The following is a 26,214-nucleotide window of genomic DNA, read 5'->3' on the forward strand; positions in this document are numbered from 1 at the left end:
TGAATCGGCCCCTTGAAAGCGGGCATGCTTTCGACGCCATTCACCCAGGAGGATCCGCGATGAGCTCGCCTCTGGCCAACATCTATGCCCGGCTGCCGGTTTCGTTCACGCACGGCCAGGGCGTATGGCTGTGGGACGCGGACGGCCGGAAGTACCTGGATGCCCTGGCCGGCATCGGCGTCTCGTGCCTGGGCCATGCCCACCCAAAGCTGGTCGCCGCCATCGCCGAGCAGGCCGCGCGCGTCATCCACACCTCGAACATCTACGAAATCCCCCAGCAGACGGCGCTGGCCGCCCGGCTGGCGGAACTGTCGGGCATGCAGGAAGTCGCGTTCAACAACAGCGGCTCCGAAGCCAACGAAGCGGCCATCAAGCTGGCCCGCTACTACGCCTACCAGCGCGGCAACAGGCACGCCCACATCATCACCATGGACTCGTCCTGGCATGGCCGCACGCTGGCCACGCTGGCGGCCACCGGCAGCGACAAGGCGCGCAAGGGCTTCGAGCCCCTGCCCAGCGGGTTCATCCAGGTCCCGTACAACGACCTGGATGCAGTGCGCGAGGCCGGCGATGCCGAACCCCGCACCGCCGCGGTCCTGCTCGAAGTCCTGCAGGGCGAAGGCGGCATCCGCCCGTCCGACATCGCCTACCTGCAGGCACTGCGCCGCCTGTGCACCGAGCGCGGCTGGCTGCTGATGATCGACGAAGTGCAGTCCGGCGTCGGCCGCACGGGCAAGTGGTTCGCGCACCAATGGGCCGACATCCGCCCTGACGTCATGACGCTGGCCAAAGGCCTGGCGGGCGGGGTTCCCATCGGCGCGATGCTGGCCGCCGGCCCCGCCGCCGGGGTTTTCACCCCGGGCAGCCATGGCACCACCTTCGGCGGCGGCCCCATGGTGTGCGCCGCGGGCCTTGCCGTGCTGGACGCGCTGGAATCGGAAAATCTCCTGGAGAACGCCCGCACCGTGGGCGCTCACCTGCAAGACCGCCTGGCCAGTGCGCTGGCCGGCACGCCCGGCGTCACCGAGGTCCGCGGCCGCGGCCTGATGCTGGGCATCGAACTGGCCCGCCCCTGCGGCGTCCTGGCGCTACGCGCCCTGGAGGCCGGCCTGCTCATCAACGTCACGCGCGACCGCGTCATCCGCATGCTGCCGCCGCTGATCCTGACCCGGGACGAGGCCGACCGCATCGTCGCCATCCTGGTTCCGCTCATCCAACAGTTCCTGGCCGAAAAACCATAATCAACGTCCCTTCCGGGCCACGAGCCCGGCCGGGCCCAATGACCTGCGACATCACCATGACTCCTCCCACGACTCAAAACGGCCCGCTGCGGCACTTTCTCCAGTTCAAGGACTTCTCGTCCGCCGAGATCGCCTACGTGCTGGACCGCGCGCGGCTGATCAAGGAAAAGTTCAAACGCTATGAGCCCCATATGCCGCTGCACGACCGCACGCTGGCGATGGTGTTCGAAAAGGCCAGCACGCGCACCCGCGTGTCCTTCGAGGCCGGCATGTACCAGATGGGCGGTTCGGTCATCAACCTGACCTCCAACGATTCGCAACTGGGCCGCTCCGAGCCCATCGAGGACACCGCGCGCGTCATCTCGCGCATGGTCGACATCGTCATGATCCGCACCTTCGAGCAAACGCGCATCGAGCGCTTCGCCTCGCACTCGCGCGTGCCCGTGATCAACGGCCTGACCAACGAATTCCACCCCTGCCAGATCCTGGCCGACATCTTTACCTACATCGAGCATCGCGGCCCCATCGCCGGCAAGACGGTGGCCTGGGTGGGCGACGCCAACAACATGGCCTATACCTGGCTGCACGCGGCCGAAATGCTCGGCTTTACGCTGCACGTGTCCACGCCGGCCGGCTACGAACTCGAAGCCGCCCGCATCGGCACGCCGTCCGACAAGGTGCTGCGCCAGTTCAAGGACCCCATGGAAGCGTGCAAGGGCGCGCACCTGGTCACCACCGACGTCTGGACCAGCATGGGCTACGAAGCCGAAAACGAAGAGCGCCGCGCGGCCTTCGCCGACTGGTGCGTGGACGCCGAAATGATGGCCGCGGCCGATCCGCAAGCCGTCTTCATGCACTGCCTGCCCGCCCACCGCGGCGAAGAGGTCACCGGCGAAGTCATCGACGGTCCCCAGAGCGTGGTCTGGGACGAAGCCGAGAACCGCCTGCACGTCCAAAAGGCGCTGATGGAATTCCTGCTGCTGGGACAGGTCGACTAAGACCATCCCCAAAGGAAAAAGGGGCCCGGGCATCGCGCGATGCCCGGGCCCCTTTGTTTCGCGCCGCATCAGCGGCTGCCGGCTGCCGGCGGCTGCAGCCGGCTTCAGGCGGCTACAGGATCTTCCTGAACATCGTGCGCCGCGTGTTGCGGAACGACGGCCGCACGCGGCTGCTCCAGTCGGTCGCGCGCACGGCCAGCCATGGCGGACTGCCGAAGGTTTCCTGCGTATGCAGGTCGTAGCAGGCCAGATAGCGTGGCGATTCATCGCGGCATTCGTAGCGCTGCGCGCGCACGGTGCCCGGCACCGAGGCCAGGCCGGGCAGGTGCTCCTGGTCGTACCAGGCGTTCAGGTCGGCCTCGGCTTCCGGCGCCACATCGGTTTCGACGATGTAATGCCACGGCGCGTCCTGTCCCGCCGACGCGCCGGCCAGATCCAGCGTAAGGTGCAGCACGCGCCCACGCGCGCCCGGCGCCTGGGCCGCAAGGCGGTCCCGGACCGCGGACAGCACATCGCCGCCGCCGAGCACATAGACATAGGTCTCGTCGGCTTCCAGCGCCGCAAAGGCCGTGACGCGGGCGGTCGACAGCCCGTGCGTCAGGCGATCCGCCAATTCCTTCGCGCGTGCTTCGTCGAGGCGCTCGCCCAGCGACACCAGCAATAGGGTTTCCTGCACAGTCAGCTCTCCTTTCAATGCCCGACGCGCAAGGCGACCAGGAAGCGCGACACCATGTTGTAGGCGCCCACGGTCGCCGTCAGCTCCACCAGTTGCGCATCATCGTATCGCGCGCGCAGGGGCGCAAACACCGCATCCGGCACCTCGATGTCGCGGGTCATCGCGTCGGTCAGGGCCAGCACCTCGGCCTCGCCCGGTTCCAGACCCGGCACCCGGTCCGGCGCCGGATTGCCGCGCAGCGCGTCAATGACCGATTGCGGCATGCCGCCCGCCAGCGCGTGCGGCACATGCGCCTCGAATTCGTACGGCGCGTTGTTCAGCGTGGCCACGCGCAGGATGATGAGCTCGCGCAGCCGAGGCTGCAGCGACGTCTTCTGGCGGATCGCGGTCAGCATGGCTTCCCATCCTTCCACCACGGCCGGGCTGTTCAGCAGCACCTGGTACAGGGGCGAAATGCGGCCCCGCGCGGCGGCGATGCGCGCCTCCATCGGGGCCAGCTCCGGGCGCGTGCCGGGCACGACGGGTTCGACTCGACAAGCGCTCATGGTCACTCCGGACGGATGTTCTTGCGCTGGATCAGGGCGGCCCACTTCTCGCGGTCCGATGCGATGAGCGCCGCCAGCTCCTGCGGCGTGCTGGGCGCGGCCTCGGCGCCGAACTTTTCCAGGCGGGCGCGCACGGCCTCGTTGGCCAGGGCGGCGCGCACGGCCTGATTCAGCTTGTCCACCGTGGCGGCCGGCGTGGCCGCGGGCGCGACGATGCCGTACCAGTTGTTGGATTCCACGCCGGCAATGCCCTGCTCGGCCAGCGTCTTCACGTCAGGCAGCAGCGGATGGCGCTTCGGCGCGGCCAGGCCCAGCGGCTTGAGCTTGCCGCCCTGGATATGGCCGATCAGCCCCGGCACATCGCCAAAGAAGCCCGCGACCTGGTTGCCCATGACGTCATTGATGACGGGCGCCGCGCCCTTGTAGGGCACATGCAGCACCTTGGCCTTGCTGGAGTCGGCAAACATTTCCAGCGTCAGATGCGGAATGCTGCCGATGCCCGACGAGCCGATGGCCACCGATTGCGACGCCGACTGCGACCGCTTCACGAAGTCCGCGGCATCGGTGGCGGGGTTGGAGGGATTCACCACGAACACCGTGGCGTTGTTGACCACGCGCGACACCGGCGCGAAGTCGCGTGCCGGATCGTAGGGCAGGTCCTTGTAGAGCGCAGGGCTGATCGCCACGGCGCCGACGCTGGTCAGGAACAGCACCGAGCCGTCGGCAGGCGCCTTGGCCACGTAGGCGGCCGCGATGTTGCCGTTGGCGCCGGCCTTGTTCTCGACGATGACGTTTTGCTTGAGCTCCTTGCCCAGCTGCTCGGCCAGCACGCGGCCCACCAGGTCCACCGGACCGCCCGGCGGAAACGCGATGATCAGGCGCACGGGGCCCTCGGCGTGAACCGCACCCACGGCGGCCAGGCTCAGCGCGGCGGCCGAGATGATTTTCTTGAACATGGTGTCTCCTCGTTGATTGGGATGTTCTTGCGGCTGGGGCTTCCAGGCCCCTGTTCCGCGGTCATTGCCTGCTACTGAAATCCGTACAGCCGTGCCGGGTTGTCCACCAGCACGCGCTGGCGCAGCCCGGCGTCCGGGCATGCCTCGAAAAACGTGTCGACCAGTTCGCCATCGTCCGGCATGTCGCCCGCCACGTTCGGGTGCGGCCAGTCCGTGCCCCACAGGGTGCGATCCGGCATGGCCTCGACCAACGCGCGCACGAAGGGAATACCTTCCGCGAACGGACGCTGGCCGGATGCGATGCGGTCGATGCCCGACACCTTGACCCAGGCCTTGCCCACGTCGGCCAGGCTGAGCAACGCCCGCATCGCAGGCGAGTCCAGCCCATCCGCCGCCTTCAACCGCCCCATGTGGTCCACGACGAACGGCACCGGCAGCTTCAAGAGCCGCGGCAGCAGTTCGGGCAGCATCGCGCCGTCCACGTGCAGGCACAGATGCCATCCCAGCGGCGCGATCAACGCGACCACGTGGTCGAACACGGCCGGGTCGGGCGCGCCGCCCAGATGCGGCACGAAATTGAAGCGCGCCGCCCGCACGCCGCCGTCATGCAGCGCCCGGACGCTGGCCGCGGTGGCATCGCCGCCCAGCAGCGCAACGCCGCGGTACCGCCCTTCACTGCGCGCCAGCGCGTCCAGCAAGGCGCGATGGTCCGAGCCATGGCAATTGGCCTGCACCACGACCGCGCGCTCGATGCCCAGATGGGCATGCAACGCCGCCATGCTGGCGAACAACGCGTCCGGCGGCGTATAGGACCGGCCTTGCGCGTACGGAAACACGTCGCCGGGCCCAAAGACATGGCAATGCGCGTCGCACGCGCCCGGCGGCAGCGCGTGGCGGGGACGGGAGGGCGAGGCGAGCGGAGGACGGCAATCGGGCACGGGGGCTTCCTGCATGGAAAGCGCCATGGTCCCGGATTGCCGCCTGGCGAACAATGCTATACCTTATATTTCTGATATAGAAAAATTACATATCCGATGGACCTCAAGCAGATCGAATACTTCGTGCGCGTGGCCGAACGCCGCAGCTTCTCGCGCGCCGCGGAAATGCTCGACGTCGCCCAGCCCACGCTCAGCCGCCAGGTGCGGCTGCTGGAACTGGAACTGGGCCAGCACCTGCTTTACCGCAACGGCCGCGGCGCCGAGCCCACTGAAGCCGGCCTGCGTTTCCTGGAACATGCCCGCGCCTTGCTGACCCTGGCCGAACGCGCCAAGGAAGACCTGCAGACGCTGCGCGAAACGCCCACGGGCAAGGTCGTGATCGGCCTGCCGCCGCGCATTGCGCGGGTCCTCACCCCGCCGCTCGTCCAGGCCTTCCGCCAGGCCTTTCCCGACGCCTCCATCGCCGTGGCCGAGGGCCTGAGTGCCCAGGTGCGCGAATGGCTGCTCGCCGGCCGGGTGGATCTGGCGCTGCTCTACGATCCGGCGCCCTCCCCGCAACTGGCCTACGAGTCCCTGTTCCGCGAAGACCTGGTGCTGGCCGCCGCCGCGGGGCATGTGCCGCCCCTGCCCGCCCGCGTGCCGGTTGCGCGCCTGGGCGACTATCCGCTGGTGCTGCCCAGCCTGCCCAACGCCATCCGCACCCTGGTCGAAAGCGTCTGCCGCGCGCAGGGCGTGCGGCTCAAGGTCGCGGCCGAGGTCGACGCCGTCCAGACCATCGTCGAACTGGCCGCGCAGGGCGATGCCTACGCCATTCTTCCGCGTTCGGCGGCGCGCGGCCCGGCCGCCGAACATGAACTGTCCCTGTGCGATATCGGTTCGCCCACGATCACCAACAACCTGGTGCTGGCCAGCGCCCGCCACCGCCCGGCTACCCGGCTGGCGGCGGCCACGGGCCAGTTGATCCGCGGCCTGCGCCTTGCCGACCTGTTCGCGCCGGGCGGCCCGCCGCGCGCCGAGTAGCCCGGAGGCCCTGCCCCCATGAGTTAAAATAGGGAGCTACTTTTCTTGTTTGGCGGCTCGTTGCTGTCAAAGTCCTGTTGGCGTCTCACCTCAAACAATGACCACTATCCTCCCGAACCTGCCCACCGGCCAGAAAGTCGGCATCGCCTTTTCCGGCGGCCTGGACACCAGCGCGGCGCTCCTCTGGATGCGCAACAACGGCGCCATCCCCTACGCCTACACCGCCAACCTGGGCCAGCCCGACGAGTCCGACTACGACGAAATCCCGCGCAAGGCCATGGCCTACGGCGCCGAAAACGCCCGCCTCATCGACTGCCGCGCACAGCTCGTGGCCGAAGGCATCGCCGCCCTGCAATCCGGCGCGTTCCACATCTCGACCGCCGGCATCACGTACTTCAACACGACGCCCATCGGCCGCGCCGTCACCGGCACGATGCTGGTCGCCGCCATGAAGGAAGACAACGTCAACATCTGGGGCGACGGCAGCACCTTCAAGGGCAACGACATCGAGCGCTTCTACCGCTACGGCCTGCTCACCAACCCGGAACTCAAGATCTACAAGCCCTGGCTGGACCAGCGCTTCATCGACGAGCTGGGCGGCCGTTCGGAAATGTCCGAATACATGCGCCAGGCCGGTTTCGACTACAAGATGTCGGCGGAAAAGGCCTACTCGACCGACTCGAACCTGCTGGGCGCCACCCACGAAGCCAAGGACCTGGAGCAACTGAACTCCGGCATCCGCATCGTCAAGCCCATCATGGGCGTGGCGTTCTGGCGCGATGACGTCGCCGTCAAGGCCGAGGAAGTCACCGTGCGCTTCGAAGAGGGCCAGCCCGTCGCCCTGAACGGCGTCGAATACGCCGACCCGGTCGAACTGATGCTCGAAGCCAACCGCATCGGCGGCCGCCACGGCCTGGGCATGAGCGACCAGATCGAAAACCGCATCATCGAAGCCAAGAGCCGCGGCATCTACGAAGCCCCGGGCCTGGCCCTGCTCTTCATCGCCTACGAGCGTCTGGTCACCGGCATCCACAACGAAGACACCATCGAGCAATACCGGGAAAACGGCCGCAAGCTGGGCCGCCTGCTGTACCAGGGCCGCTGGTTCGACCCGCAAGCCATCATGCTGCGCGAAACCGCCCAGCGCTGGGTCGCCCGCGCCGTGACCGGCGAAGTCACCATCGAACTGCGCCGCGGCAACGATTATTCGCTGCTGAACACCGTGTCGCCCAACCTCACGTACGCGCCCGAGCGCCTGTCCATGGAAAAGGTGGAAAACGCCCCCTTCACCCCGGCGGACCGCATCGGCCAGCTCACCATGCGCAACCTCGACATCGTCGACACGCGCGAAAAGCTGTTCACGTACGTCAAGACCGGCCTGCTGGCCTCCAGCGGCACGTCGCTGCCCCAACTGAAGGACGCCGCCAAGAAGAAGTGATTCTTCAAAGCCAAACAAAAACCCTCGGCAAAAAGCCGAGGGTTTTTTTTCGCCCTGCACCGCCCGCGCCGCCCGGTTCAGACGGCTGGTTCAGACGCGAGGCGCCTACAGCTCCACCTGCATCCCCATTTCCACGACACGGTTCGCCGGGATCTTGAAGAACTTCGTGCTGCGCGTGGAATTGCGCGCCATGAACGAAAACACCACGCGCCGCCACCGCCACAGCGCGGGCTTCCTGGCCGCCACCACCGTCTGGCGCGACAGGAAGAACGACGTGCGCATCGGTTCCAGGTCCAGCTCGGGATAGGCCTCGGCGATCAGGCGCAGCGCCTCCGGCACGTCCGGGTCTTCCTTGAAGCCGTAATTGACCGTCGCCGTCCAGCTCGACGCACTGAGCTTGGTGACCTCGAAACGCTCTTCCGGCGCGATGTACGGCACATCGGCAACCAGGATCGTCAGGAACAGCACGTGGTCGTGCAGCACCTTGTTGTGCTTCAGGTTGTGCAGCAGCGCCGGCGGCACATTGCCCGAATTCATCGTCATGAAGATGGCCGTGCCCGGTACGCGCGACGGCGGGTATTCCTCGAGCTGCGCCATGAATTCCTTGAGCGGCTGCCGATCGCGTTGCTGCATGTCGGACAGCAGGCGACGGCCGCGGCGCCACGTCATCATCAGCGTGAACACCACGATCGCCACCACCAGCGGCAACCAGCCGCCCTCGTGGATCTTGAAGACGTTGGCGGAAAACAGCAGCACGTCCAGCACCAACAGCAGGCCCAGCACCAGGAACCACATCATGCGCTTGACGCCGGTCGTGCCGCGCGGAAGCACCGCGAAGGCCAGCACCGACGTCGTGAGCATCGTGCCCGTCACCGCAAAGCCGTAGGCGGCCGCCAGGTTGTCGGAGTTGCGGAACCACACCACCAGGACCAGCACCGCGCACAGCAGCAGCGCGTTGACCTGCGGCAGATAGATCTGGCCTTTTTCGACGGCCGACGTATGCAGGATCTGCATGCGCGGCCAGAAGCCGAGCTGCACGGCCTGGCGCGTCACGGAATAGGCCCCGGAGATCACGGCCTGCGAGGCCACGATGGTCGCGACGGTGGCAAGCGCCACCAGCGGCACCAGTCCCCATTCGGGGGCCATCAGGAAGAACGGATTGCGGATGGCGGTGGGGTCGCGCAGCAGCAGCGCGCCCTGGCCGAAATAGCACAGCGTCAGCGCGGGCAGCACCATGCTGAACCAGGCGCCGCGGATTGCCGGCCGGCCAAAGTGCCCCATGTCCGCGTAGAGCGCCTCGGCGCCGGTCAGCGCCAGCACCACCGCGCCCAGCAGCACGAAACTGATCCACGGAAATTCGACGATGAAGCGCAGGCCCCACATCGGGTTCAGCGCGGCCAGCACCTCGGGCGTCTGCCAGATCTGCCAGCCGCCCAGCGCGGCCAGGGTGGCGAACCACAGAAACATCACCGGACCGAACAGCTTGCCCATCGTGGCTGTGCCGTGCGACTGGATCGCAAACAGTGCGATCAGGACCACCAGCGCGATCGGCACGACCCAGTGATCCAGCGTGTGCGACACGATGCCGATGCCTTCCAGCGCCGACAGCACCGAAATGGCGGGCGTGATCATGCTGTCGCCGTAGAAGAGCGCCGCGCCGAAAATGCCCAGCACGATCAACACCCAGCGCAGCTTGCCCTCGCGCGCGCGCACGGCCAGCTCCAGCAGCGCCAGCGTGCCGCCCTCGCCGCGGTTGTCCGCCCGCAGCACCAGGGTGACGTATTTGAAGGACACCACCACCATCAGCATCCAGAACAGGATGGACAGCACGCCCAGCAGATGCGCCGGCTCGAGGTCTGTATGCACGCTCAGGCCGGTCAGGCAGGCGCGCAGCGTGTACAGGGGGCTGGTCCCGATGTCCCCGTAAACCACGCCCAGGGCGCCCAGGATCAGCGCGGCACGCGATGACGGCGCGTGCGCCCCGCCTGCCGCGCCTGCCGCGCCTGTGGGCGAAATAGGTGTGCTGACCGTGCCTTGGCTCATGATGCGGGTTCTTGGCGAGTGAGTTGGGCCCCTTTGCGGGGGCCGGGGAATACGACGGACAGGCGTGTCCCGGAAAAATCGGGCCGGCTCGTGAGCTTCCACCAGGCGCCGTGCGCGTGCGCGATCTCGCGCACGATGGCCAGCCCCAGTCCCGAACCGCCTGCTGTCGCGGTGGGCGACCGGTAAAACGCCTCGAACACGCGGTCGCGCTCTTCGGGCGGGATGCCGGGGCCGTCGTCTTCGACGGTCAGTGAAGGAGGATTGGCGCCCACGATGAGAGTGATGCGCCCCGTGGGGTTGCCATAGCGCAGCGCATTGTCGATCAGGTTGCCCAGCAGTTCGGCGAGCAGCAAGGGGTCGGCGTCGATCCAGATGGGCCGCTCGGGCGCCACCAGGTCCAGCTCGTAGTGCGCCTCGCGCACGCGCGGAAACCACTCGGCGCCATGCGCCCGCACCCATTCGCACAGGTCGATGCGCACGAAGCTGTCCTGGGGACGGGCATTGGGATCGGCGCGGGCCAGCACCAGAAGCTGCTGGCCCAGCCGGATCATGCGGTCGCTGACGGCCTTGATGCGCTCGGCGCGGGCTCGGACGTCATCGGGCAAGGGACGCGCCAACATGAGCTCGGATTCAAGCCGCAGGCCCGACAACGGCGTGCGCAACTGGTGGGCCGCATGGCCGATGAAGCGCCGCTGCGCGGCCAGGGACGCATCCAGCCGCAGCAGCAGGTCATTGGTGTGGGTGACCAGCGGCTCGATCTCGACCGGCACGCCCGCCACCTCCAGCGGCTGCATGTCGTCGATGGAGCGCTGCCGGATCTCTTCGGACAGATGATTCACGGACCGCAGCCCGGATCGCACGCCCTGCACCACCACCCAGGTGAACAGGCCGATCAACGCCACCTGCCCCACCACCATCAGCCAGAAGAAGTCTTCCAGCATCCAGAGCGACATGTCGATCTTGTGGGTGATGACCCAGGTGGCCGCCAGGTCCAGCAGGACGAGCAGCAGGATCGGGGGCATCAGGCGGATCACCAGATGCCGGGCAAGCGAACGGGAGGGGAGCAAGGGGCGCGAAGCCGGGGACGGTTGAGGGATGCGTTCCTGCGTCATGGCGCAACGCCTTCGCTGGGGCGAATGGATGCGTGCGGCCGGAGCAAGGCGGCCGCAGCCGGCCCGTCAGGCCGTTTCCACATCCAGCATGTAGCCAAAGCCGCGTACCGTCTGGATGCTGGCGCCCGTGCCTTCCAGGCGCTTGCGCAGTCGGTACACGTAGACTTCGACCGCGTTTTCGCTGAAGTCCGCGTCCCACGCAGACAGGGAGTTCACGATCTGGCGCTTGGTCACGACGCGGCCCACGCGGGCCATCAGCATTTCAAGGACGGAGAGCTCGCGCACCGACAGCGACAGGCGCTGGCCATTGGCGCGGACTTCGCGGCCGACGGTGTCGAACACCAGCGGCCCCACTTCGATCAGGGGCTGGGCCTGGCCGGCGCGGCGGCGGCCGAACGCGCGGACGCGGGCGGCCAGCTCGGGCAGTTCGAAAGGCTTGGTGACGTAGTCGTCCGCGCCGGCGTCCAGACCGGCGACGCGGTCTTCGATGCCATCGCGGGCGGTGAGAATGAGCACGGGAACCTGGTTGCCGTCCTGGCGCAGCTGACGCAGCACATCCAGGCCGCTCATGCCGGGAAGGTTGAGATCCAGCAGCATCAGGTCGTAGGGCTGGCCCGCCAAGGCGCCCAGGACCCGGTCGCCGTCAGTCAGCCAGTCGACCGCATACCCCTGGTCGGCCAGAAATTCCTGGAGCGCATGGCCCAGGGTGGTGTCGTCTTCGATTACCAGAACTCGCATGCCGCGATTCTAGCGCGATCCAAAAAAAAAGGGGCGCGAAATGCGCCCCCTGCCTGGATTCGTTCACCCGCCGGACGGTGCCGCGGCGGGAGCCGGGGCGCCCGGTGCGGGAGCGCTGGTGGACGGTGGCGTCGTGACGAAACCGATCCGCGTCATGCCCGAGCGGCGGGCCGAGGCCATGACCTTGGCCAGCGTTTCGTAACGGGTGTTCTGATCCGCGCGGATGCGGATCTCGGGCTGCGGCTTGGTGCCGGCGATCGACTTGAAGCGGTTCGGCAGGTCGTCGATATTGACCGGCTTCTCGTCCCAGAACAGCGCGCCGCTGGCGTCAATGGCCAGGTCCACGGTCTTGGGCTCTTCCTCGATCTGCTCGGCGGCCACCTGGGGCATGTTGATCTTGATCGAATGCGCCAGCAGCGGCGCCGTGATGATGAAGATCACCAGCAGCACCAGCATGACGTCGATCAGGGGCACCATGTTGATCTCGGACACCGTATGGCTTCCGGACCCTTTACCCTCAAAGCTGCCAAAGGCCATTATTCGCTCCCGCGTTGAACCGCGTGGCCGTTCTGGCGACGCAGCGCGCGCACCTTGCCGTCAGACAGCGCAACTTGCTGACCCGTGGTCAGGAACGCAAACAGATCATGCGCAAACGCATCCAGGCGCGACAGGTACACGCGGTTGTTGCGCACGAACGTGTTGTACGCCAGCACGGCCGGAATGGCCACCGCCAGGCCCAGGCCCGTCATGATCAGGGCCTCGCCCACCGGGCCCGCGATGCGGTTGATGGTCATGCCATCGGCCATGCCGATGCCGACCAGCGCGTGGTACACGCCCCAGACAGTACCGAACAGGCCGACGAACGGCGCCGTCGAACCCACGGAGGCCAGCACGGTCAGGCCGTTTTCCAGCTTGGCGGTTTCCTCGTCGATCACCTTGCGCATGGTGCGCGTGACGAAATCGGAGTTGCTGCCAGACTCTTCCAGCTTGGTCGCGCCGAATTTGTTGTGGTGCGCCTGGGCATGCATGGCATGGCTGGCCAGGTGCGAGAACGGATCGCGCGCGCCGTGCGTGTTGATTTCGTGCTCGACCTGTTCCAGCGAACTGGCGTTCCAGAACTTGTTCAGGAAGTCGGCCGAACGCTTGCGCATGCTGACATTGCTGCCGGCCTTGACCAGGATGAGGTACCACGTCACCAGCGACATCAGGATCAGGATGACGAACAGGCTCTTGCCCACGAAGTCGCTCTGGGCGACAAAGTGCAGAAAGCCCATGTCGGGCGCCGGCGCCGGCGCTGCGGGCAGCGACGAGGCGGCGCTGTGCAGCACGTCCGCCGATTGCTGGACGGCGCCAGCGGCCTGCTGGACGGCGCCCGCGGCTTGCTGGGCGACGTCGCCGCCGGTCGTGGCGGCTTGCTGGGCTGCGGGCGCGGCCGCGGCAGCCGGCGCGGCCGGGCTGGTGGTCGCCTGCGCCACCAGGGTGGCGCTATGCAGTGCGTTGGACATCTCAGTTCCTCATGACGAAATCGAACGGAATTTTTGCTTTGGCGGGATAGGCCACGCCATTGCGGGTATAGGGCTTGAAACGGCCTTTGCGGGCGGCTGCCAATGCCGATTCGTCCAGGCGCGGAAAACCCGACGACGCGTCGATGGTTGCCCGCTCGACCAGGCCCTGGGTATTGATTTCCACCAGCACCACGACCCGGCCCTCCTCCCGCATGCGGCGCGACGCCATCGGGTAGTTGGGCATCGGACGCGCGCCCTGGAACTCGATGCTCGAGACCAGCACGGGCTGATCGGGCGGCGGCCCCTGCTGCGGGCCCTGAGGCGCCTGCGTGCCTTCCGGCGCGCCGCTGGGCGGCGTCTGCTGAGGCGGCGGTTCCGGCTTGGGCTCAGGCTTCACTTCCTTCTTGGGCTGAGGCTTTGGCTTGGGCTTGGGTTTCGGCTTGGGCGGAGGCGGCTTGGGCGCAGGCATCGGCGGCTTTTCAACCACCGGCTCAGGTTCGATCTCGGGTTCCGGCTCGGGCTCGGGCTTCAATTCCGGCTCGGGCTCGGGTTCCGGCTCGGGTTCGATCTCGGGCTCAGGCTCGGGCGGCGTTTCGACCACGGGCTGCTGCACTTCGGGAATGGGTTCGGCTTTGGCGATCTGGGGCACGGGAGCATCCACCACGCTCACCATGATCGCCTCGGGTTCCTCCAATTCAGGACGACTTTCCGGCGCCAGGAAAATGGCGCCGATCACCGCCGCATGCAATGCGACGACCGCCAGGCCAGCGCCTGCGCGTATACCAAAAGAAGACCGCGAAGAAGAATTCCAACCGGGTTGAAGACTAGGCATGAATCAGCCAGGGTGCAGTGACTTTCCGGCCAGCCAGAGAATCGACGCGCACACGATGGCGCCGCCGGCTGACCGGTACAAGCCCGTCATAATATCTCAAATGCGAATGATTCGCACGTTGTATTTCGTCTGGAACAGCGTACCATTTCTGATCCGGATCAAAGCGGAGTCAATGGAACGCTTACGAAATAGCCTGCGCCAAGGCGCGATGCGCCCGCGGCTAAGGGGATTTGCTCGAAGCGCCATCCCGCCGCTGCCCGCGTCAGAAAACAAAAAACCCGCCACGATGTCGTGTGCGGGTTCGATGTGCGTTCGGGTCTGTCGCACGGTGTGCCGGCCGAACCGATATGTTGTGCTTCTGGTGGGTGCTACAGGGGTCGAACCTGTGACCTACGCCGTGTAAAGGCGCCGCTCTACCAACTGAGCTAAGCACCCTTTCGGTGCAGCTGCCGCGCAAATTTCCTGACAGGAAAACCGTGCATGACAACTGCCAATCGGGGTACTCAAAAGCAATACGCGGGCCGGAGTATACCGGACCGCGTACTAGTGGGCAAATCGCGGCGCGCAGCGCCTTGCGATCGCCTGCCGTTCATCAGTTGACGGCATCCTTCAGGGCCTTGCCCGGACGGAACTTCGGCACCTTGGCCTTCTTGATCTTGATGGTTTCGCCGGTGCGCGGGTTACGGCCAGTGCGCGCGGCGCGAGCCGACACGGCAAACGTGCCGAAACCAACCAGCGTGACCGTACCGCCCTTCTTCAGCGTGGTCTTCACGGCACCGATCAGGGCGTCGAGCGAACGGCCGGCAGCAGCCTTGGAGATATCGGCCTTGCTGGCGATGTGATCGATGAGTTCGGTTTTGTTCATGCAGGTGTACCCCTCACAAGGTGTGGAGTCTGCCGGGGGCGGAGTTCATGGCCGTCAGGATGGATGCCACAAATGGACGCGAGACCAGGCAAACGACGAACAGACAGTGGATAAACTTTTTTCTTGCGCTGCAAAGCACAACTTTTAAACTGCTGCGCCGCCTAGGTTTTGCTGGACCAATGCCTGCAAACCGTCAGCGACGCAGACGTGTATTAGGCCTTGGCGTAGAGCGGCTGTCAAGCGAAAACCTCACGGCAACCCGCGTCAATACTAGCTTTTAGGCGTTTTCGCAATAAACAAAAACGCGCATTTCGGGGTTTGCGCGACACCCCGAAAAAACACTTTAGGCTTCATCAAACGTCCGCCCATCGGCGCAGCAGATTGTGATAAATGCCGGTGAGCTGCACGATCGACGCATGCCCCGCCACATCCTGGTTCAAGCGCTGTATGGCCACGTCCATGTCCAGCAGCAGCGCGCGCTGGCTGTCTTCGCGCACCAGGCTCTGCATCCAGAAGAACGAACTCACGCGCGCCCCGCGCGTCACGGGGTTGACCTTGTGCAGGCTGGTGCCCGGATACAAGACCATGTGCCCGGCCGGCAGCTTCACGGCGCGCGGACCATAGGTGTCGTCGATGACGAGCTCGCCGCCGTCATAGCTGTCCGGATCCGAAAAGAACAGCGTCGCGGACAGGTCCGTGCGCACGCGCTCCGCCGTGCCGGCGATGCCTCGCACGGCATTGTCCACGTGATAGCCGAAGGCTTCACCGCCTTCGTAGCGGTTAAAGAGCGGCGGGAAAATCTTGCGGGGCAAGGCGGCCGACATGAAGAGATTGTTCGCCGACAAGCGCTGCAGGATCAGCGCGCCCAGCTCCTGAGCCAGCGGATGCTGCTCCGGCAATTGCCGATTGCGCTTGACCTCGGCCGACTGGTGGCCCGCCGTCACCTTGCCGTCGACCCAATCGGCAGCATCCAGCCGTTGGCGGATGGCTGCCGCTTCCTCGGGCGTAAAAATTTCTGCGATCTGTATAAGCATGGGTTCCGACCCGATTGCGTTGCCGGCGCGACCTTTGCACAAGTCGCGTCTGCCGAATTATCCCTTCAGGCACCCATTGAGCGCCTGATCGAAATCAAACAGCAAATCCGCTTCGTCTTCGATGCCCACTGAAACGCGGATCAGGCTGTCGGCAATGCCCATCTGCTTGCGGCGTTCGGCGCCCATCTCGTAATAGATGGTGTGGGCCGCGGGCAGCGCCAGGCTGCGCGTGTCGCCCAGGTGCGTCGCCATCAGCACGACGCGCAGGCGATTGAGGAAATCGAAACAATCCACGCCGTCCGCGAGCTCGACACCAAGCAGGCCGCCGAAGCGCGATCCGAACAGCGCCGCGGCGCGCGCGTGCTGCGCGTGGCTTGCCAGCCCCGGATAATGCACCTTCGCCACGCCGGGATGCTCTTCGAGAAAACGCGCCAGCGCCAGCGCGTTGGCGCAGTGCCGGGCCATGCGCAGGGCCAGGGTCTCGGCGCCGACCGCGATGCGGTGCGCGGGCTCGGCGGCCAGCGTTCCGCCCATGTCGCGCAGTCCCTTTTTCTTGATCTGCGTGAGACCCCAGCCGGTCGACGGCCCCTTGCGATAGGGTTCGTGGATGTTGCCGCTGCCGGCCCAGTCAAACAGCCCGGTATCGGTCACCGCGCCGCCCAAGGCGTTGCCGTGGCCGCCGATGTACTTGGACAGCGAATTCATCACGAGCGATGCGCCAACGGTCGCGGGCCGGAACATCCAGGGCGAAGTCAGCGTGTTGTCCACCACATAGACCAGCCCCTTTTCGCGGCAGATCTCGCCAATCACGGCCAGGTCGGCGACCTGCGTGCCCGGGTTGGCGATGGTTTCGGTAAACACCATGCGCGTATTGGACTGGATGGCCGCGCGCACCTGCCCCGAGTCCGTCGCGTCGACGAAGGTGATTTCCACGCCAAGGTCCTGCAGCGTGCCGAACAGGCTGTTGGTATTGCCGAACACGAACTGGCTGGACACCAGATGATCGCCACGGCGCAGCAGCGTGGTGAAGATCGCCGCCAGCGCGGCCATGCCGGTCGAGAAGCTGACCGTGCCCTTGCCGCCTTCCATCTGCGTGATCTTGGCTTCCAGCGCGGTCGTGGTCGGCGTGCCCTGGCGCGCGTAGGTGAAGCCCGCCTTGCCCTGGAACACGGCGGCCAGCTCGCGCGCGTCGTCGTACGCGAACTCGGACGATGGATGCATCGGCTTGTGCACCGCTCCGTGCTCGACGGATTGATTGCGGTCGGAATGGAGAATCGTGGTGGTAAAGCCGTTCTGGTGCATGATGAGCTGACGCAAGAAAAGGGAACCTACAAGGCAGGCAGGATCAGGATTGACGCTGGCGCACGGTCTCGTACAGGCAGACGGCGCTGGCGACGCTGACGTTCAGGCTTTCCACCGAACCCAGCATGGGAATGTTGACGAGCTGGTCGCAGGTTTCGCGCGTGAGGCGGCGCATGCCCTCGCCTTCGGCCCCCATGACCCATGCCATCGGCTGGCGCGCGTCGATCTTGTGCATGCTGTCGGCGGCCTGGTCGTCCGTCCCGACGAGCCACACGCCGCGGTCCTTCAGACCGCGCATCGTGCGAGCCAGGTTGGTCACCATCAGATAGGGAACGGTGTCCGCCGCGCCGCAGGCGACGCGCTGCACGGTGGCGTTCAGGCCGACCGCCCGGTCGCGCGGCGCGATGACCGCGTGCACGCCCGCCGCATCCGCCGTGCGCAGGCAGGCGCCCAGATTGTGCGGATCGGTCACGCCGTCAAGGATCAGCAGGAGCGGCGGCCCCTCCACCAGATCAAGCACTTCGTCCACATCGACCGCGAGCTGGCGCTCATCGGCCAGCGCCACGACGCCTTGATGGCGGGTGCCGCGCGACAGGCCGTCCAGGCGCTCCATCGGCACGGGATGCAGGCGGCAACCCGCCTTTTCCGCCTGCTCGATGAATGTCTGCATGCGCTTGTCGCGGCGCGAGGCCTCGACGTAGATTTCCTTGATCGACTCGGGCGCGTGGCGCAGCCGCGCAACGACCGCGTGAAACCCGGCCAGGACTTGGGTCGACGCCATAAAACAATACCTTTAGATAAACGAATACCCGCCCCAGAGGGGGCGGGCCACCGGACAGACCGGCAATAAACGCAATGTTACCCCTTAAGGCCGCGCCGCCAAACGACGGCCCGGCCTTGAGGTTCAGACGGCGCCCGTCGGCGCGTCAGTGGCGGCTGCGCGTGGCCTTCTTGGCGGGCGCGGCCCGTTTGGCGGCCTTGGGTGGCTTGCTGGCCTTCTTGGCTTCGGCGCGCCTTTCCTTGGCGGTCTGTCCCTTCAAGCCGGCAGGCTTGGGCGACGCAGCCTTCTTGACCCGGCGCATCGGCTCATCCGGCCCACGGGCCGCCGCCTTGCGCAGCGCGTCAAAGCTCGTGCCCTGCACCAGCCGGAACTCGATGCGGCGCGCCTCCAGGTCCACGCGGGACACCTGCACCTGCACCTTGTCGGTCAGGCGGTAGCGCATGCCCGTGCGCTCGCCGCGCAGTTCGTGCAGGGCGTCGTTGAACTGGAAGTACTCGCCGCCCAGTTCGGAGACGTGCACCAGGCCTTCGACGTGCAGCGTATCCAGCGTGACGAAGATGCCGAAGCTGGCCACGCCGGTGACGGTGCCGCTGAAGTCCTCGCCCACGCGCTCCTTGACGAACCAGCACTTGAGCCAGGCCTCGACGTCCCGCGACGCCTCGTCCGCGCGGCGTTCGCTGGCCGACAGCACCAGGCCCATCTTTTCCCAGATGGCGTGCTCGTGTTCGCGCTGCGTGCGGCCAATGACCACGGCGTGGTCGTCCAGGCTGGGCACGTACCGTTGCCCCGCCAGCAAGGCCTTGATCACGCGATGCGTGAGCAGGTCGGGATAACGGCGGATCGGCGAGGTGAAGTGGCTGTAGCCCGGATAGGACAGGCCGAAGTGGCCCATGTTGTCGGGGCTGTACACGGCCTGCTGCATGGAGCGCAGGCACATGGTCTGCAGCAGCGGGTAGTCGGGACGCCCGCGCACGGAATCGAGGAAATCCCCGTAGTCCTTGGCCGTCGGCGATTCGCCTCCGCCCAGGGACAAGCCCATGGTGCGCAGGAATTCGCGCAGCGACTGCAGGCGTTCCGGCGTCGGCCCCTCATGGATGCGGTACAGGCCGGGATGCTTGCTGCGCACCATGAAGTCGGCCGCGCACGTGTTGGCGGCCAGCATGCACTCTTCGATCAGCTTGTGGGCGTCGTTGCGCACGGACGGGACGATCTGTTCGATGCGTCCCAGCTCGTTGCAGACGATCTTGGTTTCAACCGTGTCGAAATCGATGGCGCCCCGCTTCTTGCGCCCCTGCGCCAGCAACTGGAACAGCTCATACAGATGCTGGATCTGGGGCATGACGCTCTGCATGGCATGCGCCGCCGGACCGCCCGGCTGCTGCAGGGCGGCCCAGATATTCGTGTAGGTCGTGCGGGCATGCGAATGCATGACCGCGTTGTAGAACTGGTAGGCAGTGACCGTGCCGGCCTTCGCGCCGCTGGCCGGAATGACCATGTCGCAGACCAGCACCAGGCGGTCGACGTCCGGATTCAGCGAGCACAGGCCGTTGGACAACGACTCCGGCAGCATGGGAATGACCCGGCGCGGAAAGTACACGCTGGTGCCGCGCTCGATCGCGTCGTCGTCCAGCGCATCGCCCGGCCGCACATAATGACTGACGTCGGCAATGGCCACCAGCAGGCGCCAGCCGGGACGCTTGCGCTGCCCCGAGCCCAGCTCGACCGGCTCGCAATACACCGCATCGTCGAAGTCGCGCGCGTCTTCACCGTCGATGGTGATGAGTGGCACGTCGCGCAGGTCCACGCGGTCTTTCAGATCCGACTTGCGGACGGAGTCGGGCAGGCGCGCCGCCTGCTTCAAGGCGGCTTCGCTGAAATCGACCGGCACATCAAACTTGCGCACGGCGATCTCGATTTCCATGCCGGGATCGTCGATCTCGCCCAGCACCTCGGCCACGCGGCCCAGCGGCTGCGTATGGCGGGTGGGCTGCTCCATGATTTCCACCGCGACCACCTGCCCGTGCTGGGCGCCGTTGGTGTCGCTGGGGGGAATGAGGATGTCATGCTTGATGCGCTGGTCCTCGGGCACGACGATGGACAGGCCATGCTCGTGCAGGAACCGTCCGACCAGCTTGTTGGTGCGGCGCTCGATGACTTCGACGATGGTGCCTTCCGGCTTGCCCCGGTATTCGCCCGTCGGCTTGACCAGCACGCGGTCGCCATGCAGCACCTTGAGCATTTCGCGCGGCGACAGGAACAGATCGGGCCCGCCGTCGTCGCGCAGCAGAAAGCCGAAGCCGTCGCGGTGACCCAGCACCTTGCCCGCCACGAAGTCGAGCTTGGTCGCGAGCAGCAGCACCCCCTTGCGGTTGGGCATCAACTGGCCGTCGCGCTCCATGGCGCCCAGGCGGCGCTCGAATCCCACCATCGTCGCGGGTCGCTCGATGCCCATGCGCTCGGCCAGCTCAACCGGAGACAAGGGCGAACCGGCGGCGCGCAGCGCCGTCAGAATGGCTTCACGGGACGGAACATCAGGATCGAAGTCCGGCGGCGCTTCGGGCAAGGGAGTTGATCTGTTGTTATTCGATTCGTTATTCGATCGTTTTGCCAAAGCTAAATTTTCCGTATATAATGCGCAGCTTCTGTGGTTCGCCCAAGGCTGAACACTGAAGCAGAAATGGTCAGAAGTGCGGGTCAGAAGTGCTGATAAAGCCGCATTGTAAAACCAACTGCATCCTGACGCATGGTTTAGTTCAAAAGTTGAATTGAACGATGCAACGGAAGGCAGGGTAGCACAGACTTCTGACAGTATCTTTCAGTGCCCAGGTGGCGGAATTGGTAGACGCGCATGGTTCAGGTCCATGTGCCGCAAGGTGTGGAGGTTCGAGTCCTCTCCTGGGCACCACGGAATTCAAATCGAATCAGTATTTACTGATTTGATTGCAAAGGCTGAAGGCCCCGGAAATCGAAAGGTTTCCGGGGCTTTTGCTTTGCGCGCCCGAATTCGGAGCCGGGCTGGGGCACGGGATGCGCGCCCGGCGTGGACATTATCGCCAGGGCACTTTGCGATTGAGGTGATGCCGGGCATAAAGATCGGCGCCCATGCCGTTGATCTGCCCGTCGATGAGCGCCTCGAACGGCGCGAGCAGCGCATCGAAATTGCGCGGCGCCTCGATGGCGTTCAGCGCATGCGTCACGGCCTCGATGGTGGACAACGCGCCCGGCACATCCGCATGGCGCACCCGGTAGCGCGTGGCCAGGCCCGGCGGCAGCATCACGCGCGGCAGCGCGGCAAGCGCGGGATTGATATGCAACAGCTTGCGCGCATGCCCCCACGTTCCGTCGGGCACGATCAGCCGGATGGGAACGTCCATGTCCTGCCCGTAGCCCGGCGTCAGCACATCGGCGCCCTCCCCGGGAAACAGCAGGCGCGGCGCGTGACCGGGCGCCGCCCAATCGGCCTCGGAAAAATATTCGCCCACCACGCGGCGAGCGCCCGCAAGACCCAGCACCGCCAGCCGCGCCGTATTCAACGCGTGGCGCGCTTCGCTGGGATGCTGCAGAACCACCACGCTCGTGCGACAGGACAACGAAGGAATCAAGGCGCAAAGGCAATGCGACAGCGGACGCAGGCAGCGGGTACAGAGGGCTCGGGACATGGGCGACACTATATCGAAAGCGGCAACGCAAAAAAAAGTGAAAAAAATGCAGCACGACTTGCACACTTCAAAAAAAGTATGCATAATCTCGTTCCTCTGCTGCTGAACACGAACCGGAAGCGAAAGCAACCAGCTCTGTGAAGCAACAGCGCCCAGGTGGCGGAATTGGTAGACGCGCATGGTTCAGGTCCATGTGCCGCAAGGTGTGGAGGTTCGAGTCCTCTCCTGGGCACCAATTAATACATCACGAGGTACCTGTCGTGATGCGCCAAAGAAAAACCCCGTACGCGAAAGCGTTCGGGGTTTTTGCTTTTTCGGGTTTTGCTTTTTGATCGATGCGCAATGATCAGTGCGCAATGATCGATTCGCAATAATCAATGCGCAATAATCGATCCCCGGCCGATTGCCCGCAGCGGCGCAGAACGGCCGGCGGGCAAACCTGCAGGAAGGCGACCGTAAAGCCTGAGCGCCCTACTCCAGGGTGCGCGTCATCACCACGTGCGGGATGCCGGCCTCGACGAATTCCTCGCCCTCGGCCTTGAAGCCATGCGCTTCATAAAAACCGGCGGCATGCGTCTGCGCGTGCAGCACCAGCATGCGATGGCCATCGCCGTGACCCTGGCCGATCAGCGCATCCAGCAACTGGCCGCCCACGCCCATCCCGCGCGCGCGCTTGTGAACGGCCATTCGGCCGATATGGCCGTCGGGCAGCAGGCGTCCCGTGCCCATGGGCGTGCCGTCGGGCCCGTAGGCCACAGCATGCACGGACACCGCGTCGTCGTCGTCCAACTCGACTTCGGGCGGCACCTTCTGCTCGACCACGAACACCGCATGACGCACGGAATACGCGTCCTCGCGCAGGCGATCCCACGTACCCAGGGCGATACGCACCGTTGCTTGTTTATTGGCCGACATGTCCTTCCCCTACGTTGCAGCAAATGAATAACGAAATCCTACGCCGCATTCTCGCAGGGATGAAGGCGGCGCGAAAAGGGGTACGATCGCGGCTTGCCCTTGCCGCCCAGGTTCCGCCATGACGCCTGCCGCTCCTCCCGCCTGGTTGAAGGCCGCGCCCGCGCTCTTTCTCGTGCTGTGGTCCAGCGGCTTCGTGGTGCTGAAGGTGGGCCTGGCTTACGCGGATCCGCTGACGTTCCTGGCCTTGCGCTATGCCTGCGTCGTTCTCATCCTGGCGCCGCTGTTGCTTGCGCTGCGCCCGCCGCTGCCCAGCAACCCACGCACGTGGGGGCACCTGGCGATGGTGGGCCTGCTGTTGCAGGCAGGCTACTTCTGCTTTACCTACCTGTCGCTCAAGCAGGGGATGTCCGCCGGCGGACTGGCCCTCATCACCTCCCTGCAGCCCATCCTGATTGGCCTGCTGGCGCCTGCCATCGCGCATGAGCGCGTCGATGCCCGGCGTTGGGCCGGGCTGGCGCTGGGCGTGGCCGGCGCCGCGCTCGTCATCGTGGCCAAGGCCTCGATCGATGTGCTGGCGCCGTGGGGACTGCTGTTCGCGGTGGGCGCCCTGCTCTGCATCACGGGAGGCACGCTGTACGAAAAGCGATTCGGCACGCAGATTCATCCGGTCGCGTCCAACCTGGCGCAATACAGCGTCGGGCTTGCCGTCTCCGCGCCGCTGGCGTTCTGGCTGGAACCGATGCACATCGAATGGACCGCACCCCTGCTTGCCTCCCTGGCCTATCTGGTGGTGGGCAATTCGCTGGTCGCGATCACCCTGCTGCTCACCATGATCCGCCACGGGGAAGCCTCGCGCGTGTCCGCGCTGTTCTTCCTGGTGCCGCCCTGCACGGCGGTCATTGCCCTGCTGATCCTGGGCGAGCCGATCCCGGCGCTCGCCTGGCCGGGGATGGGACTGGCGGCGCTGGGCATTCTGCTCGTCACGCGCAGGGCGCGCGGCGCGGCCAAGTAGAATGAGCGCCTTTCCGACCTCGCGCCCCCGCCCATGAACGCCGTCGTCACCGCCGCCCTGCCAGTCTTTGCGTTGATACTGACCGGTTGGCTGGCCGCGCGCTGGCGCATCCTGGGCACCCACGCGACCGACGCCCTGAACCGGTATGTGGTCTACCTGTCCCTGCCCGCGCTGCTGTTTCGGGCGATGACGCAGGTGGACCTGGCGCACATGGCGCACTGGGGATTCGTGGGCGCCTTCGCGGGCGGCATCGCCATCACGTTCCTGGCGTCTTTCCTGCCGCGCAAGCGGGGGCCGCACACGCTGACCGACCGCAGCATAGAAGGCCTGGCGGCGTCCTACGCAAACGCCGGCTACATGGGCATCCCCCTGTGCCTTGCGCTGCTGGGCGCGGACAGCCTCGCGCCCGCCACCTTCACCACGCTGCTCACCGCCAGCGTGCTCTTCGGATTTGCCATCGCGCTCATCGAGTTCGACCGCCAGCAGACGCCCAACCTGCCCGCCACGCTGCTCAAGGTGGGACGCGCGCTGGCGCGCAATCCGCTGCTGGCCGCGCCGGTGCTGGGGCTGGCCTGGGCGGCCACCGGCGTGGCGCTGCCGGATGGCGTGGACCGCTATGTCGCCCTGCTGGGCGCCTCGGCCAGTCCTTGCGCGCTGGTCACCATCGGCCTCTTTCTTGCGCAGACGGAAACGGCCAGCGCCGGCCCCGGCGTGCTGCGCCTCGTGCTGGGCAAGCTGCTGTTGCAGCCGGCCGCCACGGCGGTGCTGGCCTTTTATGTTTTCTCCATGCCCGCGTTGTGGGCCTGGACCGCCGTGCTGATGAGCGCATTGCCCATCGGCACCGGCCCGTTCATGCTGGCCAAGATGTATGGGCGCGATGCCCGCACGACCTCGCGCGCCATCCTCGTGAGCACTGTCGCTTCGGTGCTGACGGTCAGCCTGCTCGTGGCCTGGATCAGCGCCCATCCCGTCTCCTGACCCCAGCGCATGCCGGACCCATGCCGGACGCGCGCGTATCATCGCTTCGCGTCGGAACGGCCGGCCACGCATCACGCATCTATATAGCTTAAAGTTATTAATCAAGCACGAATCTGTGGTTTGAGAGATTTGTCGACCGGTCTAGACTGACGGCTATTTCCACGGGTGCGACTGCGCACCCGTTTGCATTTACGTTTTGATCTTCGGGATTCCCATGAGCGCCAACGCCTCCTCCCTGCCCTTGCCCTCGGCCCTGCCCCCCATCCAGATCAACCGCAAGCCGCTCTGGATTGCGGCGCTGCTGGTGCTGGCCGGCGCGCTGTACCTCAACCAGACCGTAAGCTGGCGCCAAGGCGCGCTGTGGGTGGTCGGCGCGCTGCTCGGCGTCACGCTGTACCACGCTTCCTTCGGCTTCACGCAGGCCTGGCGCGTGTTCGTGTCGGATCGCCGCGGCGCGGGCCTGCGCGCGCAGATGCTGATGCTGGGCGTGGGCGTGCTGCTCTTCTTCCCGTTCCTCGCCGCCGGCACCTTGTTCGGCCAGCCGGTGAACGGCTTTGTGTCGCCCCCCCGGCGTATCGGTCGTGCTGGGCGCATTCCTCTTTGGCATCGGCATGCAACTGGGCGGGGGCTGCGCGTCGGGCACGCTCTTCGCCGTGGGGGGAGGCAACACCCGCATGGTGGTGACGCTGCTGTTCTTCATCGTGGGCTCGGTCATCGCCACGGCCCATTTCGGCTGGTGGTCCAACCTGCCGGCGCTGGCTCCCACCTCGCTCATCAAGACCTGGGGCCTCGCGCCCGCTCTCATCGCCAACCTGGCGGTCTTTGCCCTGATCGCCTGGGTCGCGACCGTGCTGGAAAAGCGCCGTCATGGCCACGTGATTTCGTTCGCGTCGCGCACCGCGCGCCCGGTCTCGCTGCTGCAGGGTCCCTGGCCGCTCATCTGGGGCGGCGTGGCGCTGGTGGCGCTGAATTTTTCCACGCTGGCGCTGGCCGGACGCCCGTGGGGCATCACGTCCGCGTTCGCGCTGTGGGGCGCCAAGACGCTGGACGCGTTGGGCGGCGACGTGGCCTCCTGGGCCTATTGGGCCAAGCAGCCGTCGCTCGCCGCGCCGCTGCGCCAGGACGTCACGACCGTCATGGACATTGGCCTGATGCTGGGCGCGCTTGCCGCCGCCAGCGCAGCGGGCAAGTTCGCCCCCGTCTGGAAGGTGCCGGCACGTTCGCTCGCCGGCGCGGTCATCGGCGGCCTGCTGCTCGGCTATGGCGCGCGCCTCGCATTCGGCTGCAACATCGGCGCCTACTTCAGCGGCATCCTGTCGGGCAGCCTGCATGCCTGGCTGTGGCTGCCGGCCGCGTTCGCGGGCAGCGCGCTGGGCGTGCGCCTGCGCCCGATCTTCGGCCTGGCCGTCGAAAAGACGCCTTCAGCGTCCAGCTGCTGAGAAACACTGTTCCAGAAAATGGCCTCCGATCCCGGAGGCCATTTTTTCGTCTGTCCGCAAACCCTGTAAATACGCCATTCCCGGCCCACAGCGGACCGGCGCGACGGCCGCGCGACCGCCCGCTCACGCGGCATTCCATTCATCCGCCGGACGGCTGCCCTGGTGTATGGTTGCTCCATTCCGAAAC

Annotated in this window: 23 protein-coding genes, 3 tRNA genes and 1 pseudogene; 9 read left to right on the forward strand and 18 right to left on the reverse strand. The window is 66.2% G+C overall.

The genetic code is table 11. The features are described from left to right. Positions 1-59 precede the first annotated feature (59 nt). Positions 60-1,241 (forward strand): aspartate aminotransferase family protein, encoded by a 1,182-nt coding sequence (locus BMW75_RS20410; protein WP_092581638.1) that lies wholly within the window; start codon positions 60-62, stop codon positions 1,239-1,241. A 56-nt stretch (positions 1,242-1,297) separates the two neighbouring features. Beyond that, positions 1,298-2,239 (forward strand): ornithine carbamoyltransferase, encoded by a 942-nt coding sequence (gene argF / locus BMW75_RS20415; RefSeq protein ID WP_076521990.1) that lies wholly within the window; start codon positions 1,298-1,300, stop codon positions 2,237-2,239. A gap of 112 nt (positions 2,240-2,351) precedes the next feature. Here argF and BMW75_RS20420 read toward each other — a convergent pair whose 3' ends face one another. The 4 genes from BMW75_RS20420 to BMW75_RS20435 all read right to left on the reverse strand — a co-directional run bounded on the left by BMW75_RS20420 (position 2,352) and on the right by BMW75_RS20435 (position 5,354). Next, the gene (locus BMW75_RS20420) at positions 2,352-2,915 is read right to left on the reverse strand and encodes a DUF4286 family protein (protein WP_092581639.1); all 564 of its coding nucleotides are present in this window, start codon (positions 2,913-2,915) and stop codon (positions 2,352-2,354) included. Positions 2,916-2,929: 14 nt separating this feature from the next. Then, positions 2,930-3,460 carry a carboxymuconolactone decarboxylase family protein gene (locus tag BMW75_RS20425; RefSeq protein ID WP_092581640.1) on the reverse strand — a complete coding sequence of 177 codons (531 nt, stop codon included), beginning with the start codon at positions 3,458-3,460 and terminating at the stop codon, positions 2,930-2,932. A 2-nt stretch (positions 3,461-3,462) separates the two neighbouring features. After that, positions 3,463-4,416, reverse strand: a complete 954-nt coding sequence (locus BMW75_RS20430; protein WP_076519807.1) for a Bug family tripartite tricarboxylate transporter substrate binding protein — start codon at positions 4,414-4,416, stop codon at positions 3,463-3,465. Positions 4,417-4,487: 71 nt separating this feature from the next. Continuing rightward, positions 4,488-5,354, reverse strand: a complete 867-nt coding sequence (locus BMW75_RS20435) for an amidohydrolase family protein (RefSeq protein WP_092581710.1) — start codon at positions 5,352-5,354, stop codon at positions 4,488-4,490. Between the two features lie 96 nt (positions 5,355-5,450). On the opposite strand from BMW75_RS20435, the gene BMW75_RS20440 reads away from it, so the two are divergent. Further along, positions 5,451-6,374, forward strand: coding sequence for a LysR family transcriptional regulator (locus tag BMW75_RS20440; RefSeq protein ID WP_092581641.1), 924 nt, complete (start codon positions 5,451-5,453; stop codon positions 6,372-6,374). 97 nt (positions 6,375-6,471) lie between these two features. Next, positions 6,472-7,812, forward strand: a complete 1,341-nt coding sequence (gene argG, locus BMW75_RS20445) for an argininosuccinate synthase (RefSeq protein WP_076519805.1) — start codon at positions 6,472-6,474, stop codon at positions 7,810-7,812. Positions 7,813-7,917: 105 nt separating this feature from the next. On the opposite strand, the gene BMW75_RS20450 is transcribed toward argG, so the two are convergent. The 12 genes from BMW75_RS20450 to rnr form a co-directional block, all read right to left on the reverse strand. Beyond that, positions 7,918-9,855, reverse strand: a complete 1,938-nt coding sequence (locus tag BMW75_RS20450; protein ID WP_254792083.1) for a potassium transporter Kup — start codon at positions 9,853-9,855, stop codon at positions 7,918-7,920. Further along, on the reverse strand, positions 9,852-10,967 hold the full coding sequence (locus tag BMW75_RS20455; protein WP_254792084.1) for a sensor histidine kinase: 1,116 nt from the start codon (positions 10,965-10,967) through the stop codon (positions 9,852-9,854). The genes BMW75_RS20450 and BMW75_RS20455 overlap by 4 nt, the downstream gene beginning before the upstream one ends. A gap of 66 nt (positions 10,968-11,033) precedes the next feature. Beyond that, entirely contained in the window at positions 11,034-11,705 is a 672-nt protein-coding gene (locus BMW75_RS20460; RefSeq protein ID WP_024068289.1) for a response regulator transcription factor, read from the reverse strand. Between the two features lie 63 nt (positions 11,706-11,768). After that, a complete protein-coding gene (locus tag BMW75_RS20465) occupies positions 11,769-12,242 on the reverse strand; it encodes an ExbD/TolR family protein (RefSeq protein WP_092581642.1) in 474 nt (157 codons plus the stop codon). After that, on the reverse strand, positions 12,242-13,210 hold the full coding sequence (locus BMW75_RS20470) for a MotA/TolQ/ExbB proton channel family protein (protein ID WP_092581643.1): 969 nt from the start codon (positions 13,208-13,210) through the stop codon (positions 12,242-12,244). The genes BMW75_RS20465 and BMW75_RS20470 overlap by 1 nt, the downstream gene beginning before the upstream one ends. Position 13,211: 1 nt before the next feature. Then, positions 13,212-14,042: an energy transducer TonB gene (locus BMW75_RS20475; RefSeq protein WP_092581644.1), complete on the reverse strand. Its 831-nt coding sequence runs from the start codon at positions 14,040-14,042 to the stop codon at positions 13,212-13,214. A gap of 359 nt (positions 14,043-14,401) precedes the next feature. Further along, a tRNA-Val gene (locus BMW75_RS20480) sits at positions 14,402-14,477 on the reverse strand. A gap of 157 nt (positions 14,478-14,634) precedes the next feature. Further along, positions 14,635-14,907: an HU family DNA-binding protein gene (locus BMW75_RS20485; protein WP_003812968.1), complete on the reverse strand. Its 273-nt coding sequence runs from the start codon at positions 14,905-14,907 to the stop codon at positions 14,635-14,637. Positions 14,908-15,260: 353 nt separating this feature from the next. Continuing rightward, positions 15,261-15,941, reverse strand: coding sequence for a Fe2+-dependent dioxygenase (locus tag BMW75_RS20490; RefSeq protein WP_092581645.1), 681 nt, complete (start codon positions 15,939-15,941; stop codon positions 15,261-15,263). A gap of 57 nt (positions 15,942-15,998) precedes the next feature. Beyond that, positions 15,999-17,243 (reverse strand): cystathionine gamma-synthase family protein, encoded by a 1,245-nt coding sequence (locus BMW75_RS20495; protein ID WP_092581646.1) that lies wholly within the window; start codon positions 17,241-17,243, stop codon positions 15,999-16,001. Positions 17,244-17,286: 43 nt separating this feature from the next. Next, positions 17,287-18,024 carry a 23S rRNA (guanosine(2251)-2'-O)-methyltransferase RlmB gene (gene rlmB / locus BMW75_RS20500; protein ID WP_076519798.1) on the reverse strand — a complete coding sequence of 246 codons (738 nt, stop codon included), beginning with the start codon at positions 18,022-18,024 and terminating at the stop codon, positions 17,287-17,289. A gap of 145 nt (positions 18,025-18,169) precedes the next feature. After that, a complete protein-coding gene (gene rnr, locus BMW75_RS20505; protein ID WP_076519797.1) occupies positions 18,170-20,635 on the reverse strand; it encodes a ribonuclease R in 2,466 nt (821 codons plus the stop codon). Between the two features lie 209 nt (positions 20,636-20,844). Here rnr and BMW75_RS20510 point away from each other — a divergent pair. Beyond that, positions 20,845-20,929, forward strand: a tRNA-Leu gene (locus BMW75_RS20510). 142 nt (positions 20,930-21,071) lie between these two features. Here the strand turns inward: BMW75_RS20510 and BMW75_RS20515 are convergent. Then, the gene (locus BMW75_RS20515) at positions 21,072-21,683 is read right to left on the reverse strand and encodes a tRNA-uridine aminocarboxypropyltransferase (RefSeq protein WP_076519796.1); all 612 of its coding nucleotides are present in this window, start codon (positions 21,681-21,683) and stop codon (positions 21,072-21,074) included. Positions 21,684-21,833: 150 nt separating this feature from the next. Between BMW75_RS20515 and BMW75_RS20520 the strand changes: the two genes are divergently transcribed. Beyond that, a tRNA-Leu gene (locus BMW75_RS20520) sits at positions 21,834-21,918 on the forward strand. Positions 21,919-22,154: 236 nt separating this feature from the next. Here the strand turns inward: BMW75_RS20520 and BMW75_RS20525 are convergent. After that, entirely contained in the window at positions 22,155-22,598 is a 444-nt protein-coding gene (locus tag BMW75_RS20525; protein WP_092581647.1) for a GNAT family N-acetyltransferase, read from the reverse strand. A 118-nt stretch (positions 22,599-22,716) separates the two neighbouring features. Here BMW75_RS20525 and BMW75_RS20530 point away from each other — a divergent pair, with 118 nt between their 5' ends. From BMW75_RS20530 to BMW75_RS20540, 3 genes and pseudogenes are all read left to right on the forward strand, one after another. Next, complete coding sequence (locus BMW75_RS20530) at positions 22,717-23,610, forward strand: DMT family transporter (RefSeq protein ID WP_092581648.1); 894 nt, start codon at positions 22,717-22,719, stop codon at positions 23,608-23,610. 33 nt (positions 23,611-23,643) lie between these two features. Next, positions 23,644-24,588 (forward strand): AEC family transporter, encoded by a 945-nt coding sequence (locus BMW75_RS20535; protein ID WP_076519793.1) that lies wholly within the window; start codon positions 23,644-23,646, stop codon positions 24,586-24,588. 214 nt (positions 24,589-24,802) lie between these two features. Continuing rightward, positions 24,803-26,027: pseudogene (locus BMW75_RS20540) on the forward strand (YeeE/YedE family protein). Positions 26,028-26,214 lie beyond the last annotated feature (187 nt).

It is taken from the genome of Achromobacter sp. NFACC18-2, assembly GCF_900108985.1.
Taxonomy (GTDB): Bacteria; Pseudomonadota; Gammaproteobacteria; order Burkholderiales; family Burkholderiaceae_B; genus Achromobacter.